The following is an 18146-nucleotide window of genomic DNA, read 5'->3' on the forward strand; positions in this document are numbered from 1 at the left end:
TTCAACACTCTGCTTAAAGCCTTGAATTTGCGATGCAACATATACACTGTTGTCTTACTAAAACATTCTAATCATAAATACATCCGAAAGTGCATAACACCAAAACTTCTAAGACGTCCGCATCTCTAACTTCAGACAAACTTCAGTCTGACCTGATATATTAAAAAAGCGCCATGAACTCTCTGTTCAGGCGCTTTAACCTTAGGCAAGGTTTCCTACTTTCACTGTTTCACATCTATCTTTGCATGATGTTTTCAATGGCTTCTATTTCATTTTTAGACGTATACACTTTGATTGAAAAGCCGTTGGCTTTATTCGTGTCATAATACCAAACACCGTTTGAAATCTCATCTGGCGCATTATGAAAGTCCGTGAAGTCATCTTTTGTCATTTCTCCCGGTACTACAAACACATGATTGACTTGATTGTCCGAATTATAACTGACACCGATATTGCCGTATAATTCAGCTTTCTTGCCATCAATTGTTTTCGCACCTTCTGCACGACCATATTCTTTCTCTATCGCACTTTTGGTTTCCCCTATTTCAAAACCTTCATACCCCTCTGTATTAGGTGTATGCATGTAACCTTGACTGAACATAGGTGAGTTTACATCAATCTCTACTTTATGGGTAGGTGGCAAATGTGAGTCTCTAGGCTGTGCTTTCCCCACTTGATTCATCCAAAACGCAAACACACCATAGAATAGTCCAACGATCAGAGCTAAGAATACAAATACGAGTACACTACACCAAATAAAAGTTTTAATTTTACTTCTATCTTCTTGTTGATGTAATACCTCTGAACGAGAAAATTGACTAGGTGTACCACAATGAGTACAAAAAGCTTCACTAGACTGTAACGCATTTTTACATGTTGTACAGTATTTTCCCATATTCCTTCCTCCGATAAATCTTTTTTACAACTCAATTATATTTAATTTTTCAATAACTTTCTACATAAAACGTTTTAAGAAACTGTAAAGTTGTTAAAGAATAAGAAATAGCACTTCAGTTTTTTGCTGAAGTGCATTAAAGTTTCACGTAAAACACAAGCCTTACTCATCCATTTTGATAATAATACGGCCTGCATCTCCATTTGCGAGTTCATCAAACCCTTCATTAATTTTATCTAACGGCAAGGTTTTACTGATTAACGGATTTATATTCAGCAATCCTTTCTGATAAAGGCTTGTAAAACGAGGTATATCTCTATCCGGTACACAACTGCCGACATAAGATCCTTTAATAGTTCGTTCTTCAGCTGCTAGTGTCACTTGTGGAAAGGCGAATTCTTGACTTGGATCTGGTAACCCCGTTGTCACAGTAGTACCACCACGTTTAGTAATCGCATATGCAGTTTTCATTGCTGGTGTTGCACCTGCTGTTTCAAATGCATATTCTACACCTCCATCTACGTACTCTTTTACTTTCTCTACTATTTCTTCATCATTTGAATTAAATACTGTAGTCGCACCTAATTCCTTTGCAATATCAAACTTGTTCTCGTTAATATCTAAAGCAATTATCTCATTTGCACCTGCAAGTTTAGCTCCTATAATCGCATTTAAACCAATGCCACCAAGACCAACGATTGCGACGTTACTGCCAGGTCTAATTTGGGCTGTGTTCATTACAGCGCCTATGCCTGTAATCACCGCACATCCAAAGACTGCTGCACGTTCAAATGGAATTTCTTTATTTATTTTAACGATTGAGTTTTCAGAGACTACTGCATATTCCGCAAATCCTGAAACACCTAAATGATGATGAACTTTGCCTTGTTTGTTAGATAATCTAATTCCACCCTCTAACATTTTACCTTCTTCATTCGATTTTGCTCCATTCTCACATAGCGCTGGTCTTCCTTCACGACAGGGAATACAGTGTCCGCAGCTTGGTATAAAAACACAAACAACATGGTCACCTTTTTCGAAATCAAGTACATCACTTCCGGTTTGTATTACTTCTCCCGCCGCTTCATGCCCCAATGCCATTGGCATAGGTCTAGGACGACTGCCATTAATCACGGATAAATCTGAGTGACATAGACCCGCAGCATGAATTTTAATCAGTACTTCATGTGCACGAGGTTCCTCTAACTCCAGTTCCTCAACTTTTAATGGTTGAGATTGACTATATGGCTGATTGCTTCCCATTTCATATAATACTGCTGCTCTTGTTTTCATATCTAACATCCCCTCTTTCTATTTCTCTCTACCCCTTAGTACAATTTTTATACTCAATTTCATCTCAAGACTCACAATGAATATAAAGTGTCCTATAAAAAATACAGAAGCTTCCGTTAAAACTTTACCTTAGTTTCAACAGAAGCCTCTATAATCTGTATAAAATAACATTGTATATTTAACTGAACATAATACTTTAAAACGCGATGACTCCTATAATACCTGCCACAATAATCATACATAATGATGAGCCAATCGCCCATTTTAAGACTACTTTTTGGTTTGTTCCATAATCAATGCCTAACATACCTACAAGCAAGTAACCTGCGGCATATAAAGGACTTAGGACGTGTACTGGTTGTCCTAAAATCGATGCTCTGGCCATCATGGCTTTAGAAACACCAAATTGTTGTGCAGATTCAGCAAGAATCGGCAAGATACCATAATAGAATGGATCATTTGCCATGAAGTAAGTAAACGGCATACTGAGTACTGCAGTGATTAATGCGAAATGATTCCCCATCGCATCTGGCACAATATGTACTAAAGCACTTGCCATGTGGTCTACCATCTTCGTACCGCTCATCACACCGGTAAATACACCAGACGCAAAGACTAAGCTGACTACTGCGAGTACATTGCCTGCATGACGTTTAATTAATTGCGATTGTACTTTGAGTTGTGGATAGTTAATGATTAAAGCTAACGCAAATCCAAGCATGAACAATACAGGAATCGGTAAAAATCCTTTAATTAATGCGACTAATAACAAAATAGTTAAAGCAGCATTGATAATTGTTAATTTGGGTCTCAATAATGCGAGTTCATCCTCATCTTTATCATTTGAAATATGCATTTCTTCCAAAGTAAGTGATAAATGATTCTTTATACCGATACGTTTGCGTTCGCGCTTTCCTAATATATAAGCTGCGGCAAAGGTGAAAAGAATACCCGCAATCATGACTGGAATGATTGGAGTGAATACTTCTTCTGTTGTTAAGTGTAGTGCTGAGATTGCACGTGCTGTCGGTCCACCCCATGGTGTCATATTCATAATACCGATAGCTAACAATGCAAGGGTTGCTAATATATAAGGATTCATACCCATTTTCTTATATAACGGCAACATGGCTGTAACTGTAATAATGAAAGTGGTTGTTCCGTCTCCATCTAACGCCACAATCGATGCTAAAGCAACAGTACCGATTGTAATTCTTACAGGATCACCCTTAACCCCTTTCATAATCACACTGACAATCGGATTGAACAATCCGGCATCAATCATCACGCAAAAGTATAGAATGGCGAAAACCAACATAATACCTGTCGGTGCAACCTTTGTAATTCCTGCTATAATATCGTTTCCTAAACTAGAATAAAATCCCCCGATTAATCCAAATACTACTGGTACCACAATGAGCGCTACCAGCGCTGACATTTTCCGACTCATAATCAAAGCCATGAAGACAATGATCATTACAAAACCTAATAATGCTAAATTCATGATGTGTCCCCTTTGTTTGTGATTTAACTGTCAGCAATCGCTTACAATTATATATAGTTTACCACAACCTTTAAGTTATTAGAATATTCTTACCATTAAAGTCAGCTATTTTAGATGAAAATAAAAAACGTTATCTCTGAAGTTTGTTTCAGAGATAACGTGAAAAGGTTATAAAATATGATTAATGATATCGAACGCTTGGTTAGCGATTATGCTTTGCTGTTGATGTAGCTATCTGGGTTTACAGCGTATTGGTTACCCACGCCACCTTGCATGCGTTGGAAGTGTAAGTGTGGTGCAGTTGAGTTACCAGTGCTGCCTGATTGACCAATTTGGTCACCAGCGCTGACATCTTGTCCAGCTTTAACATTTAAGCTGTTCATGTGCATATACCATTGATAGTTATTGCTGTTTTTCTCTTGGATTGTAACTTGGTTACCGCCACCATAGTTACTCCAGCCAGCTTGTGTTACTGTACCATCTGTTAATGAGTAAACAGGTGTGTTTTCAGGCATACCATAGTCTACACCATAGTGTGCGCCTCCACCATGATATTGACCATATGGTTGGAGTTTAGGGTGTTTTGTTAACCAACCTGCATCTTGTGCAGTTGATCCATCTGCTTGTGTAGAAGGTGCTGAAGCTTGGTTAGAACCTTCTGATGAACCGCCGCCTTGTGGAGCTGGTGCTTGTGTTGCTTGAACATTTTGTGCTGAACCTGCATTTGATGTAGCGTTTTGTGCAGGTGCATATGTTGTATTATCTTGTGATTGATTATATGTGTTTTCGTATTGTGTATTTGATGTATTGTTGTTATATGCTGCATTGTTTTCTGAAGCTTTGTTTGGATTATTTGCGATATCTTGTGCTGATGGCGCTTCATTTGCATCATAACCATTTGCTTGAACATCTGAATTTGATGCATTTGCTGAATAGTTATTATCATCGTTTTGATAGTTAGGGTTTAATAAGCTTTGTGGGAAATAGAAATAGTGTGTAGCACCCGCTTCATCTACGATAGTAAATTGATATTCTTTATTATCAAACATTGATTGGTCCCAATTGCCATCTAATGTGTGGTGGTAATTGCCTTGTGCATCTTTCGTGAAGTATGATCCATATGAATAACCTTTAGTCTGATCCGCTGTTTGTTGCGCTTGTTGTGTTTGTTGTGTTTGCTCTGGTGCAACTTGATTATTTTCAGCCGCATCTGCGTGGTGGCTGATAAATCCTACTGAAGAAACTCCCAAACCTACAATAGTAGCTGTTACTAATTTATTCATCATGTAAACTCCCGTCCTTAAAAATTTTTATGATTCGTTAATACGTTTTGCTTTTTTCTCGCAATCAAAATTACAAAACTAAAGGTAACACGGGAGATATACTAAATAAAGGCGTATAATTGTTTTGTAAACAAATGTATTTTGCATGTAATATAGTTACCGAAATATTACTACCTTGTAAGTACTGTGAAGACAGGGTTAAAGCACCCTTCTTTCATTCAATATAATGCGTCTTATTAATATTTTGAAATGTTTAATGTGCTTGATTCCCGGATATTTTAATAGTGTTGTTTATGCGTTAAACCCTTTTAAACCCTTATTTTATTTAACTTTTTATATCTCAAATTCACTTTCAACTATAGATGATTTACATACTCTTATGATGGTCTTTACTTTGTTGATAACGTCTAAATAGAAAATACAATCCTGCTAAAAAGAACAAGACTAGTACACCATTCCCAATGACTTTCCCCAACACAAAAATGAGAATAACCATCGTAAGAAACGCTAAAACAATAGAAACTATTAAAGCAAACCATTTAGCATTATCACTATTTCCACCTTTTAACAAATGATGGATGATATATCCCATATATAGATTCATCAATGCCATTGATGTTTTAATCATTGTACCCACCACTATGATGAAGAATCCTCCCATAAATACAATTGAAATCAAATTCCATATTAAACCCAACAGTTCACTCATGATGATAATCCCCTTTTTATATTTCTATGATCTTCAATGCATGACGTATTTCTTTATCAATATCTTTCGTTCGCCATTCTCTAAAGTAACCTAATGAAACACAACTATAATGGACATGATCCTTTGTGACACTTCCTCTGAAATGAACATGTCCCATCAGACTGTAACGTATAGGATAGCTTTGATATAACGATTGAAAGTCAGACGTTCCAATAAATGCGTTAAAGTAATCGAAAATACGATGTGGTGTCGGTACTTTAAAACTAGGTTCAGTGACGACATGTGTAATCAGAATAATTTTTCTGCCTTGTACTTTCTTCATATCCGCTTCCGCAAGTTCTGCTGCTTTACGTGACACTTCTCTATCCGACATACCCCAATCTACATGTACTTTATCTTGCCACGTAGCCCCTTTAAAGCGTCTGCGTTCTAAATCAGCTAAACTATATTTAGCATCTGCATAACTATAGTCATACCAACCGCTGTTGCCGACAATCGCCCACTCATCGTTAATAATGTAAGGATTGCCCATCAATTGTTCAGACTTACTCATGAAGAAATCATGTATGACTTGTGTAGACGTTCCGTCTTTTGACCAATAATCATGATTGCCAGGAATGAATCTGATATCAATCCCTGTTAATACTTCCAATTGTTGTATAAAGAGATAAGACTGTTGATGGTCATTTGAAATATCCCCTGCAATCACCAATATATCCAATTGTGTTTGTTTCACAAGCTGCGCTAAATGTTCAGTATATTGCGCTTTTGTATAATCAGAAGGGCGATCAATATGTAAATCTGAAATGACTCCTATTTTCATTTGTTTAATCCTTCCTCTTTTTAAACGTTTATATACTATTTTAGACCATTAAAAAAGGAGCACAAGCATGACATGCTCATCCTCCTTCGTACTTGCCTTTCAGACATTTAGTCTAAAGCATTACATTGAATTAATAGCTTCCCTTTATCCCAAAACAGGATTCCAAGTAAAAGCAATAAAACCTTATAATAAAATTTAAATAAAAGTGATTGCTTTCCAATTAAATTAAATCATAACGGGTATCAATACAATGGAGAGATTATGCATACAGGCCTCTTCCGCTAAGCCCTATCATTCATTTCATACTTACATTGATATAGAAAGGGTGATATAGTGGAACAATTTGAAGCTTCTGAGAGTATGGTAGATCTTGAGGATATTAATTTCGCTTGGGATCAACTGATTACTGACGAAGATGAATTGGTGGAGGCTGGCTATCCTCAAGGTCTGCTCGAAGAGTGGATAAAGGATGGTGTTATCAAGCCTTTCTCTCCCAGAGGCAATAAAAGGCATTTTTATTCAAAAGATGTCTTCGTTGCAACTGTACATCATGTCTTACGAACATAGCATGATGGGAAGTTAAGGATCGACCAGAGGTTGATCCGCTTCCTTTATATAAAATTGATACATAACACACAAAAGCTGCCAGTATCTTTACTGACAGCTTTTCTTATACTTCTTGTATGTAGTTTTTTACATAAAAATTAAAACTATGCATTACTACCTTGCATCAATTGTATTTCGTTTTCTGCTTCTCTTCTTACTCTTGTTCTATCTTCCTCAGCCCAACCTGGAATTAAGAACGCATCTACAATTGCCCAAATAATCGTTGGAATCCCAAGCGTGAACCATACTGTTAATAACGTTAACGCCATCATCCCAAATGCTGAACCTGTTTTACCGAAGTAAAAACGGTGCCCGCCAAGTCCTCCTAAAAAGAACCATAATACATACGCAATCATAGGTTGTTTCGCTTTATTTGCGACTTGTGATTCAATAAAACTTTTTTCCTGTAAATTCATCGATTTTCCACCTTTCTGTATACTTCAATCAATCCTAACAAAAACATAATATGTCTTACTATACACATCTAGGTGGTCATCTACTGTCCATAAATCTAAAATCTTTTGTTTTTACAAAAAAATGCATTTTTAAACCTTAGTTTTTTTAAAACTTTCTTGTTTGAAACTTTTACTATCATTTAGCTACTCATAGCAACTTTTAATTTGATTAATACGTTCAATGAAACTATCAATATACTTTTGCGGTTCTAGAATACGCGCTAAAGGTGCCATTTGATAAGCAATATAGTAAGCATCTAATTCTGTACACGCAATCTTGACGATGAATTTCCCATCGGCAGTTTCTTTTGATTTTTCAACGATTGTATATTGATGACGAAATAGCGCCAATTTTGACGCATCAATTTCAACTGTCACGAGTTCTTTGCTTTTGACTTCATCAAAGGTATGATTGGATACTTTAAAGTTTTCAATCAGACGTACACGCTCAGTATAAACTGTTTTGTCATATTCATAAGTAAACCAATAATCATAATGCATATACATCGTGGATAATGGCTTAACTTCAATATTACGCCCCTTAATTTTCATCCATACTAAATACTTTTGACTGATCGCTTTCTCAATTTTCATTAATGTTTCGCCTGGAAAAGTCTCATCACGACTTTGAAAGTGACCTAACATTTCACTCAATACTTTTCTATCTTCCATGCGCATGCCCTGTATTTCTCTTTTAAATAAGTTAAAGACTTCTATATGTAAGATAGGTGTCAAACTTTTAATTTTGACCATTAATCCTAATAAAGCTAAACTACTTAAATTGTTAGAATGTGTGATTAACTCATAACCACTCTTTTTATGTACAATTTCAGTGTCTCCATTATTCCAATATTCACTATCATAGAAAAAGTCATTAATCGTTCTAATATCCCTTTGAATTGACTTCGTACTCACGCTCCCAAAATCAGAGAGATCTGATTTACTAACTGTCTCCCCATTCAACAAACGTGTGAAGATATTCAAGACTCTTGTTGATTTATCCATTTCTACCATCTCCTACACTTCAATATACAGTTGCGCGTGGACATTTATTGTCCTCCAAAACATCTTTTACCCTATTTTTCAAATCATTCTTAGTATTGTTCTAAATATAATCTATTTTTGTTAGAAAGTTAGCGTCTTTGAGCAAATTTGTTTATTTTTCTGTCAAAATACAGTTAAATGTAATTATAATAGTTACATTAAGAAGGTGAGCATAGTGAACTTAGAATTTAATATTGCGGTGCATGTGTTGGCATTTTTAACAAAACATGCAGATGAACGTTTTTCCAGCAAAGCCTTGTCCGAGTTCGTTTGTATCAACCCCGTACAATTGCGTCGTGTCACAGGCAAGTTGGTAGAACATGGCTATATTGATACGGTTCGTGGCAAATATGGCGGTTATCAAGCAAATAAACAGACAGCGCAAGCTGATTTAGCGGATTTGTTTCAATTATTTACAGCGGAACGAACACAAGGTCGTTTGTTTACTGGAGATTCTGCCAGTCACTGTGAGATTTCTAGAAAAATCGGGAATACTATGGCTAAACACCATGCTAAAGAACATGAACTGTTGATGCAGTATTATCGTGGTTTCACAATTGAAGAAGTTTTACGTGAAACATTAACAACAATTTAAGAATATGGAGGAAGATTGCATGACACATTATGATTTAGTAATCATTGGATTCGGTAAAGCAGGTAAGACTTTAGCGAAATATGCGGCAAGTGAAGGAAAGAAAGTCGCAATGATTGAGAAAGACAAGAAAATGTATGGCGGTACATGTATCAATGTCGGTTGTATTCCGTCTAAAACATTAATCCATGACAGTTTAGAGGGCAGCGACTTTGCGAGTGCATTCAATCGTAAACGTGAAGTCGTAAGCGCATTAAACAACAAAAATTATCATATGTTGGCAGATACACCAGGCATTGATGTCATCGATGCGACTGCACACTTTAAATCAAATAAAGAAATCATCTTATTAGATGATGCAGGTCAAGAGCTGGATGTGTTAACGGCAGATGATATTTTAATTAATACGGGTGCGACATCTGTCATCCCAAACATTGAAGGCATTGAAGTATCACAACACCTTTATGATTCTGCAGGTATTATGGATTTACCATTCAAGCCTAATCACTTAGTGATTGTCGGCGCAGGTTATATTGCGTTAGAATTTGCGTCACTCTTCGCACGTTTCGGTGTCAAAGTAACAATGTTTGTCCATCATGATGCTTTGTTGCCTAAAGAAGATCCAGAAATTGTGCAAATGATTGAAGAAGATTTGATTGAAGATGGTGTAAACATCGTCTATAACGTTGAAACACAACGCTTTGAAGATCAAGAGCGCAGTACGATTGTGCATACATCACAAGGCGAGTTTGAGGCAGATGCGGTATTGCTTGCGACAGGACGTCGTCCAAATACTGAAGACCTTGGTTTAGACCACACAGATATTGAAGTCGGCGGCCGTGGTGAAGTGATGGTTAATGAACACCTGCAAACAGCTGTGCCAAATATTTATGCGGCCGGTGATGTTACTGGCGGCTTACAATTCACTTACATCTCACTAGACGACTTCAGAATTATTAAAGACAACATCTTCGGTGAATGCCAACGTACCACTGAAAATCGTGGTGCAGTGCCATATTCAATGTTTATTAACCCACCTTTCTCACGTGTCGGTATGACGAAAGACGAAGCCCAAACTGCAGGTTATGACGTTCATGAAACAAAACTTGCGGTAAATAATATTCCACGTCATAAAGTCAATAATGATCCACGCGGCATGTTGAAAGCAGTCATTGATGCGAAATCAGGTTTAGTACTCGGTGCGACACTTTACTGCCGTAATTCAGAAGAAATCATCAACATCGTTAAACTGGCAATCGACCAACAAGTTCCAGCACAAGTCTTAGCTGACAACATCTATACGCACCCTACAATGGCAGAAGCGTTTAATAATATTTTCCAAGTTTAATCCACAAAAAAAGTGATGCATACCTCGTGTACGCATCACTTTTTTATTTCTATATAAGGTTGTTTTGTTTATCTCTGATTCATTCGATTTATTGTCTTGTTTTAGAAATATACGTAGACGGTTTATCTTTATCATAAATTGTTAAACCAGTAATGTCTTTTGTATATTTCGCAGGTACGAACAGACTTACAATGTATCCGAATAAGAATGCGATAAAGAATGAAATAATCGATACATAGAATGGTGAGTTCGCGCCGCCAACACCTTTTAATAAGTAAGCGACAATAACCCCTGTGAATAATCCGACTAATACACCGAATGTATTCGCACGTTTTGTGAAAATACCTACCGCAAAGATACCTGCTAAAGGTACACCGAATAATCCAGTCACTAATAAGAATAAATCCCATAAGTTGTTAGAGTCTGCGGCGATTAAGTAAATCGCAATACCATAGCTTAAGAAACCTGCGATGATAATTGTCCAACGTGCAAAGTTAACATTACTTTTATCTGTGCCTTTACTGAAGAAACGTGCTTTAATATCTTCAGAAATACAAGCAGAAATCGAGTTCAAACTTGAAGAAATCGTTGATTGTGCTGCCGCAAAGATGGCTGCGATTAACAATCCACCTACAAACGGAGGCATTTGCGTCAAGATAAAGAATGGTACCACTGAAGATGTATTGAAGTCTTGTGGTAACGCAGCTTCATGTTCATAGAATGAATACATCATTGTACCCATACCATAGAAGATTGGCGCTGAAATTAACGCTAATAAACCGTTAATCCATAATGATTTCTTCGTTTCATCAATAGAGTCTGATGCTTGGTAACGTTGTACGACATCTTGGCTGGCTGTATATTGATGTAAGTTGTTAAAGATGTTTCCTAAGAAGATGATCGGCAAGGCTGCCGCTGTTGTATTCAACTTCCAGTTATCTACACTCAATAACTTTTTCTCAGCTAATGCATCATGAAGGATTGTGCCGAAACCACCGTCAATGTGCATCGCACCAATCACGATAATCATGATGGCACCGCCTAAAAGAATTACACCTTGGATAAAGCCACTCCATACCACCCCTTCGAAACCGCCGAGGAAAGTATAAAGAATACATAAAATCCCTACTAAACTTGCGACTAAATATGGATTCATATCCGTTACGGCTGTAATCGCAAGTGTTGGTAAGTAAATCACGATTGCGATACGTCCTAAGTGGAACACTACGAAAAGTAATGAACCGAGAACACGGACACTTGGTCCAAAACGTGCTTCAAGATATTCGTATGCAGATGTAACACGCAGTTTCTTGAAGAACGGTACGTAGAATGCGATTAATGCCGGGATAATTGCGACAATCGCGATATTCCCTGCGATATATGACCAGTCAGTTAAAAAGGCTTTTTCTGGTGTAGACATAAATGTAATCGCACTTAACGTCGTTGCATAAATTGAGAAACCGATGGCCCACGAAGGAAGGCGTCCACTGGCTGTAAAGAAACTATCTGTGCTTTGACCTGCGCGCTTAGTAAAGTACGCTCCAATTAATAACATAGCCACTAGATACGTGATAACCGCTACCCAGTTCCATGTGCCAAAACCCACTTGTTGCATAAACAACACCCCTTAATGTTTTATGTCGGTATTACAAGTTGTATTTATTAATAAGATTATTTAACGCTTCTCTATTTGCTTCGTTGAATGGCGCAAATGGACGTTTCGGCACACCGCCGTCGATACCGCGTGATTTTAAGATCTCTTTAAGGGTTGGGTATAAGCCCATGCTTAAAACGCCTTCAATAATGTCGTTTGTATCATGTTGAATTTGGTAAGCTTCATCAATTTTGCCTTCTTTAGCTAAATCGAAGATTTGACGTGCACGTACACCGTTCACATTATAAGTAGAACCGATGGCTCCATCCACGCCTGAAATCGCAGCTTGAACTAACATTTCATCAAAGCCTGATAAGATCAATTTGTCTGGATAAGCTTTTCTGATACGTTCTAATAAATAGAAGTTAGGTGCTGTGTATTTTACACCCACAACTTTTTCATGATTGAACAGCTCACCGAATTGTTCGATACTGATGTTGACACCTGTTAAATCAGGAATCGCATAAATAATCATATTATTTTGAGTTGCTTCGATTAAGTCGAAGTAATATTGTTTAATCTCTTCGAAAGAGAATGGATAGTAGAAAGGTGTCACCGCTGAAATTGCATCATAACCAAGTTCAGTCGCATATTTACCTAATTCAATAGCTTCATTTAAATCTAATGAGCCGACTTGCGCGATTAATTTCACATCATCGCCTACTGCTTCTTTCGCAAGTCTGAAGATTTGTTTTTTCTGTTCTGTGTTGATTAAGAAGTTTTCACCAGAACTGCCATTGACATATAAACCATCTAACTTTTCTTTTTCAATCGCATTTCTCGCAATTTGTTTGAGGCCTTCTTCTTTCACTTGTCCTTGTTCATCAAATGGAACGAGTAACGCAGCGTATAAGCCTTTTAAATTTTCTTCCATATTCTAATCCTCCAAAGTTAAGTATTAATAGCGCTATGGCTATCCTAAACATCCAACAATGTCCCTGTTTTTTATACTATATTTACACTTTTTATTGTAAACGCTATCATAGCCCTGTACAACCGATTTTGAAAGATTGTAACAAAATTTAGACAAAATAATGAAAATAATTTTCAAAATTAGATTTACACTTCCTAGTTGAAGTATGCTCTAGATATAATGAAGTGGAAACAGAGGAGGAATCAACTATGAATCAGATTGCAATAGATATCGGAGGAACAAACATCAAGGCAGCCCTCATCAATGAAAACCAAGAAATTACAGATTATAAGAAAATCTCAACACCTGATAATGTCACAACATTGATTATCGATGAAGTCTATCAGTTAGCACAGGGTCTCATCGCAAAACATAATCTGGATAAACCGCATATCGGCATTTCCAGCGCAGGTGTCGTCGATTCAGAATTAGGAGAAATTATTTATACAGGACCTACGATTCAGAACTATGACGGTACAAACTTCCGTCGTTCATTAAAAGACCTTGCTTCAACAATGACGGTACATAATGATGTGGATGCGGCACTACTTGGGGAATTAGCACTCAATGATTACGAAGCAGATAATATTTTCTGCTTAACTTTAGGTACCGGTATCGGCGGTGCATTCTATAATAAAACCCTTGGTGTCTATAATGGTGCACGTCATCGTGCCAATGAAATCGGCTATTTGTTGTATCGTGAAAACGACCAAAAGACCTTTGAACAACGCGCTTCAACATCCGCATTAAAAGCTTTAATGCAAGAACGTCATTTTGAATACGATACAGACGTACCGAAGTTATTCGAACTTGCGCAAACCGGTGACCAAGACGCCCAAGCTATCATAGAAGAATGGGCCACATATGTTGCTGAAGGTATTGCTCAAATCCAAATCATTTTTGATCCCGGTTTGATTCTAATCGGTGGTGGCATTTCATCTCTAAGGTGACTATCTTATCCAATATATCGAACCTAAAATCAATCAATTCTTGCCGTCAGACTATGGTCACGCACCCATTCAAACAACTAAAACTGAAAATCACGCCGCATTATTCGGCGCAATTACTGAGGGTTAAAGAAAACCGCGTACTATCTCACAGAGGGCGTCAAGCCCTTGATAGTACGCTGTTTATTTAGTGTTCCGTATGTCTGACTGCAGACAACCGTTAGCCTTACTTATCTTCATCCTTATCTAATATTGTACGGCGTGTACGTTGATAAAGTTGATTCATATAATCATTGTTCAATAATAAGTAACAAATAATGTCCATTAGGAACGTCGTCGCAGTTTGAGTATTGATGAAGCGTGCATCATTAACATTTGACTTCGCAGAAGTGATTAAAACCAAGTCTGCATGTTTCGTAATCAGACTGCCTTTATAATTTGTGACAACTGCCACATAGGCTCCTTGTTCATGCGCAATTTTAGCCGCATCTGCCAGTTCCTGTGTTTCACCACTATTAGAGATACAAACAAACATATCTTGCGATGATAACAATGAAGCTGAAATTTTCATTTGATGCGCATCCGTTGAGACATTACCGCGAATGCCCATACGCATTGTACGGTAATAAAATTCACTCGCAGTTAAACCTGAACTGCCAAGTCCCGCATAACTCACTTGTCGGCTAGTCTTTAAATAATGCGCAAATCGTTTGATTTTCTCTTCTGAGATAAACTCTCCGGTTTGTTGAATGATGTTTTGGTGATAGCGGTGAATCAATTGGACTAATGGCGCATTCTCCACCACTTTCTCTGACTTTTCATGCTGTAAATTGAATTTCATATCTTGGAAATTATGATATTCCAATTTATTACTGAATCTCGTAATAGTGGCGGGTGAGGTACCAATCGCATGGGCTAACGAATTGATTGTTGAGAAACGATCATCTAGTTCATTGGTGCGGATAAATTCAATAATCTTCTTATCCATTTTAGTGAGTAAATGGCGACTACGTTGAACACGATTTTCAAACTTCATGCAGCTTCACTCCCTTGAAGGTATTACATTTACTTTAGTATAAATGAAAATATTTTTCAAATGATAGTAAATAATTGAATAAAAATTTCATAGTGTTATGATATGAGTAACTTAACCGACAACCCTAAGAATAACTATATTTACAAATTAACAATATTTTGGAGTGTGTGCTTATGTTACCACAAGGTTTAATTGTTTCTTGTCAGGCTTTGCCTGATGAGCCGTTACATTCATCATTTATTATGTCGAAAATGGCACTCGCTGCCTATCAAGGCGGCGCAGTCGGTATACGCGCAAATAGTAAAGAAGATATTATCGCGATTAAAGAAGAAGTTCCGTTACCTGTTATCGGAATCGTGAAAAGAGACTATCCAGGTTCAAAAGTTTATATTACTGCGACTTCTAAAGAAGTCGATGAACTCATTGAAAGTCAATGTGAAGTCATCGCATTAGATGCGACAAAACAAGATCGTCCAAAAGAAACATTAGAAGAATTAGTCGCTTATATTCGTGAAAAAGCACCTCATGTTGAAATTATGGCAGATGTCTCAACGCTTGAAGAAGCAAAACATGCTGATGAACTTGGCTTTGATTATGTAGGTACGACTTTACGCGGTTATACAGACTACACACAAGGTCATATCTTATATGAAAACAACTTCGCATTCTTAAGAGACGTCTTAGACAACGTCAATGCGAAAGTCATTGCTGAAGGGAATGTCATTACACCAGACATGTATAAAGCAGTCAGTGATTTAGGTGTACACTGTACAGTTGTCGGCGGCGCAATTACACGCCCTAAACAAATTACAGAACGTTTTATTAACGCCGTAAAAGAATAGCCATACTACTTGGAGGATTAGAAATGAAACTCTACAACTTAAGAAACAAACAACTTGCCAGCCAATATGTCGCAATCGAATTCTTGAAACAAATTAAAGACCGCCCTGACGCTGTCTTAGGACTCGCTACAGGCTCAACAATGACAGATTTATATACACAGCTCTCTGATTTACTCAATGCGAACCACGTCGATGTCAGTGGTGTCAGAACGTTCAACTTAGATGAATACGTTGGTGCCGGTCCAAAAGACCTGCATAGCTATTATGCCTACATGCATCAACGTTTCTTCAACCAAAATGAACGATGGAATGAAGAGAACATCTATATTCCAAGCGGTATCGCTGAAGATTTAGATCAAGAAGCAAAACATTATGAAGCAGCACTTAAATCTGTCGGTCAACCAGATATCCAAATACTCGGTATTGGTGAAAATGGTCATATCGGTTTCAATGAACCCGGTACACCTTTCGACAGTCAAACAAGAGTCGTAGATCTTACACCTTCTACTATGCATGCGAACAGCGTCCATTTTAAACACTCAGAAGACGTTCCGAAACAAGCACTCTCTATGGGACTCTCTTCTATCATGCGCGCAAAACGTATTATCTTACTTGCGTTTGGCGACAAGAAAATTGATGCGATTCAAAGACTCGTCAACGGTGAAACAACCGAAGACTTACCTGCGTCTATCCTTCACAACCACGATAATGTGGAAATCATTGTAGATGACGTTATTTATCAAGCATTAAATAACAACTAAACAAATTCAATCAATAGAAAAAGCCTTTGAGGACAACACCCTGTGTCTTCAAAGGCTTTTTCTAGTTAGAACCATTTTTTCTTTATATTTGTTTACGCTTTTGATTCAAGATAAATAACACCACAGGCAACAATACATACCCAATCAACATCGCAACAATCGCGAAATAATTCGGTTCAATATGATGCGGTGTTACGATAGAAAATTGACCTTTCCAATCAAATTTCACAAGCAATACTACGGTTAAAATTAATGCGATTACAGGTAATATCACATCTGTGAATTTATTTTTATAAACATTCGATAAGACTTCACCACGAGAACGGTTGTAGTAGAAGATTATCACACCGATAGGGACTACAATGAATTGGATAAAGCGTGAAATTGAACTTAATACAATGATACTGACCATATTATATTGAAAGGCCATTGGAATGATTAAAGCCACTAAGAATGTTGTGATGAATGCATTAAATGGGAAGTCATATTTCGTTCTTTGTTTAAACCACGCAGGCACTTGGTTTTCATTCGCAATGGCTTCTAAAATTCTTGGTGTTGAGAATGAACCTGCAATACTGATACCAATCATAGAAATCAAAGCACCGTATAAAATAATATTCGAAATAATAGGTGATTCAAAGACAGTCACTAAAGATACCACATGTTTGCTTGTTAAGACCGCAGTCGGATTAATCATCATAATGACCGCAATGATACTCATATAGATAACTGCGATAATTATAATTGCTAATGGAATAGCGCGCGGCAAGTTCTTTTCTGGTGCTTTCATATCTTCGGCACCACTTGCGACACTTTCAAAGCCTACGAAGGCATAAAAGGCCGCAATGACTGCCATTACGAATGTTGAAGTATTCAGTTTAGATACATCGACTAATTGATTAATATCATTAAAATGTGAATGACCATTTACCATCACTATGATAAATCCTACTATGATGGTAGTAACCAAAGCAGCTAATTTACCGATGGTTGATAAGTTGTTAAAGAATGCGAATACTTTATTCCCTTTCACATTCACAAGCAATAAAGCCACCATTAAAATCAACAAACCAATCGTTACCGACATAAAACTTTGATTGTCACCGCCAAATATGGCGAGTGCTGTTTTTACTACTGCTGTCGCAACGACACCCCAAGCAATACTTGCGGCGATGAAGCGTGTAATCCCTACATAGAATCCTACATTTTGACCAAAAGCTGCTGTCGCATAGGCATAAGATGCCCCACTTTTATTGACGTATTTCGCAGCTGCGGCGAATGTAATGGCTAAGACTGCCGCAAAGAGCGCAGCTGCACCATAAACAAGCAAGGTATACTTACCTGCTTTTTGAATGACCGCTCCAGGTGACAAGAAAATACCTGAACCGATAATAGAGTTAATTGCTAAAAGGACGATAGACCAAAATCCTAGCTTTTTCAT

17 protein-coding genes and 1 pseudogene are annotated in these 18146 nt (G+C 37.3%); 6 read left to right on the top strand and 12 right to left on the bottom strand.

The annotated features are described in order from the left end of the window. Positions 1–235: 235 nt before the first annotated feature. The 6 genes from ACFCT9_RS09500 to ACFCT9_RS09525 form a co-directional block, all read right to left on the bottom strand. Positions 236–895 carry a zinc ribbon domain-containing protein gene (locus ACFCT9_RS09500; protein WP_412518868.1) on the bottom strand — a complete coding sequence of 220 codons (660 nt, stop codon included), beginning with the start codon at positions 893–895 and terminating at the stop codon, positions 236–238. Between the two features lie 162 nt (positions 896–1057). Then, the gene (locus ACFCT9_RS09505) at positions 1058–2188 is read right to left on the bottom strand and encodes a zinc-dependent alcohol dehydrogenase family protein (protein ID WP_412518870.1); all 1131 of its coding nucleotides are present in this window, start codon (positions 2186–2188) and stop codon (positions 1058–1060) included. A 196-nt stretch (positions 2189–2384) separates the two neighbouring features. Beyond that, the gene (locus ACFCT9_RS09510; protein ID WP_412518872.1) at positions 2385–3692 is read right to left on the bottom strand and encodes a CitMHS family transporter; all 1308 of its coding nucleotides are present in this window, start codon (positions 3690–3692) and stop codon (positions 2385–2387) included. A 209-nt stretch (positions 3693–3901) separates the two neighbouring features. Beyond that, positions 3902–4978 carry a M23 family metallopeptidase gene (locus ACFCT9_RS09515; protein ID WP_412518873.1) on the bottom strand — a complete coding sequence of 359 codons (1077 nt, stop codon included), beginning with the start codon at positions 4976–4978 and terminating at the stop codon, positions 3902–3904. 364 nt (positions 4979–5342) lie between these two features. Next, entirely contained in the window at positions 5343–5684 is a 342-nt protein-coding gene (locus ACFCT9_RS09520; protein WP_412518875.1) for a hypothetical protein, read from the bottom strand. Between the two features lie 16 nt (positions 5685–5700). Next, positions 5701–6507, bottom strand: a complete 807-nt coding sequence (locus ACFCT9_RS09525) for a metallophosphoesterase (protein WP_412518877.1) — start codon at positions 6505–6507, stop codon at positions 5701–5703. Between the two features lie 333 nt (positions 6508–6840). On the opposite strand from ACFCT9_RS09525, the gene ACFCT9_RS09530 reads away from it, so the two are divergent. After that, positions 6841–7074, top strand: coding sequence for a hypothetical protein (locus ACFCT9_RS09530; RefSeq protein WP_412518878.1), 234 nt, complete (start codon positions 6841–6843; stop codon positions 7072–7074). Between the two features lie 143 nt (positions 7075–7217). Here the strand turns inward: ACFCT9_RS09530 and ACFCT9_RS09535 are convergent, their stop codons facing one another. Both ACFCT9_RS09535 and ACFCT9_RS09540 read right to left on the bottom strand, forming a co-directional pair. Next, a complete protein-coding gene (locus ACFCT9_RS09535; protein WP_412518880.1) occupies positions 7218–7529 on the bottom strand; it encodes a TM2 domain-containing protein in 312 nt (103 codons plus the stop codon). A gap of 183 nt (positions 7530–7712) precedes the next feature. Continuing rightward, positions 7713–8573, bottom strand: a complete 861-nt coding sequence (locus tag ACFCT9_RS09540) for a helix-turn-helix transcriptional regulator (protein ID WP_412518882.1) — start codon at positions 8571–8573, stop codon at positions 7713–7715. Positions 8574–8787: 214 nt separating this feature from the next. Here ACFCT9_RS09540 and hypR point away from each other — a divergent pair, with 214 nt between their 5' ends. Both hypR and merA read left to right on the top strand, forming a co-directional pair. After that, positions 8788–9207 carry a redox-sensitive transcriptional regulator HypR gene (hypR, locus tag ACFCT9_RS09545; RefSeq protein ID WP_412518884.1) on the top strand — a complete coding sequence of 140 codons (420 nt, stop codon included), beginning with the start codon at positions 8788–8790 and terminating at the stop codon, positions 9205–9207. A gap of 19 nt (positions 9208–9226) precedes the next feature. Further along, entirely contained in the window at positions 9227–10552 is a 1326-nt protein-coding gene (gene merA, locus ACFCT9_RS09550; RefSeq protein WP_412518885.1) for a hypothiocyanous acid reductase MerA, read from the top strand. Between the two features lie 88 nt (positions 10553–10640). Here merA and ACFCT9_RS09555 read toward each other — a convergent pair whose 3' ends face one another. Together ACFCT9_RS09555 and ACFCT9_RS09560 are read right to left on the bottom strand one after the other, a co-directional pair. Then, on the bottom strand, positions 10641–12167 hold the full coding sequence (locus tag ACFCT9_RS09555) for a sodium:solute symporter (protein ID WP_412518886.1): 1527 nt from the start codon (positions 12165–12167) through the stop codon (positions 10641–10643). Between the two features lie 31 nt (positions 12168–12198). Then, positions 12199–13080 carry an N-acetylneuraminate lyase gene (locus tag ACFCT9_RS09560; RefSeq protein WP_412518888.1) on the bottom strand — a complete coding sequence of 294 codons (882 nt, stop codon included), beginning with the start codon at positions 13078–13080 and terminating at the stop codon, positions 12199–12201. Between the two features lie 248 nt (positions 13081–13328). Here ACFCT9_RS09560 and ACFCT9_RS09565 point away from each other — a divergent pair. Beyond that, a pseudogene (locus tag ACFCT9_RS09565) lies at positions 13329–14196 on the top strand (ROK family protein). 96 nt (positions 14197–14292) lie between these two features. On the opposite strand, the gene ACFCT9_RS09570 reads toward ACFCT9_RS09565, so the two are convergent. Next, complete coding sequence (locus ACFCT9_RS09570; protein ID WP_412518890.1) at positions 14293–15102, bottom strand: MurR/RpiR family transcriptional regulator; 810 nt, start codon at positions 15100–15102, stop codon at positions 14293–14295. Positions 15103–15275: 173 nt separating this feature from the next. Between ACFCT9_RS09570 and ACFCT9_RS09575 the strand changes: the two genes are divergently transcribed. Both ACFCT9_RS09575 and nagB read left to right on the top strand, forming a co-directional pair. Continuing rightward, positions 15276–15944, top strand: coding sequence for an N-acetylmannosamine-6-phosphate 2-epimerase (locus tag ACFCT9_RS09575; RefSeq protein ID WP_412518892.1), 669 nt, complete (start codon positions 15276–15278; stop codon positions 15942–15944). Between the two features lie 23 nt (positions 15945–15967). After that, a complete protein-coding gene (gene nagB, locus ACFCT9_RS09580; RefSeq protein WP_412518894.1) occupies positions 15968–16705 on the top strand; it encodes a glucosamine-6-phosphate deaminase in 738 nt (245 codons plus the stop codon). Positions 16706–16787: 82 nt separating this feature from the next. Here nagB and ACFCT9_RS09585 read toward each other — a convergent pair whose 3' ends face one another. Further along, a complete protein-coding gene (locus ACFCT9_RS09585) occupies positions 16788–18146 on the bottom strand; it encodes an APC family permease (protein ID WP_412518895.1) in 1359 nt (452 codons plus the stop codon).

It is taken from the genome of Staphylococcus simulans (genome assembly GCF_047037175.1).
GTDB lineage: Bacteria > Bacillota > Bacilli > Staphylococcales > Staphylococcaceae > Staphylococcus > Staphylococcus simulans_C.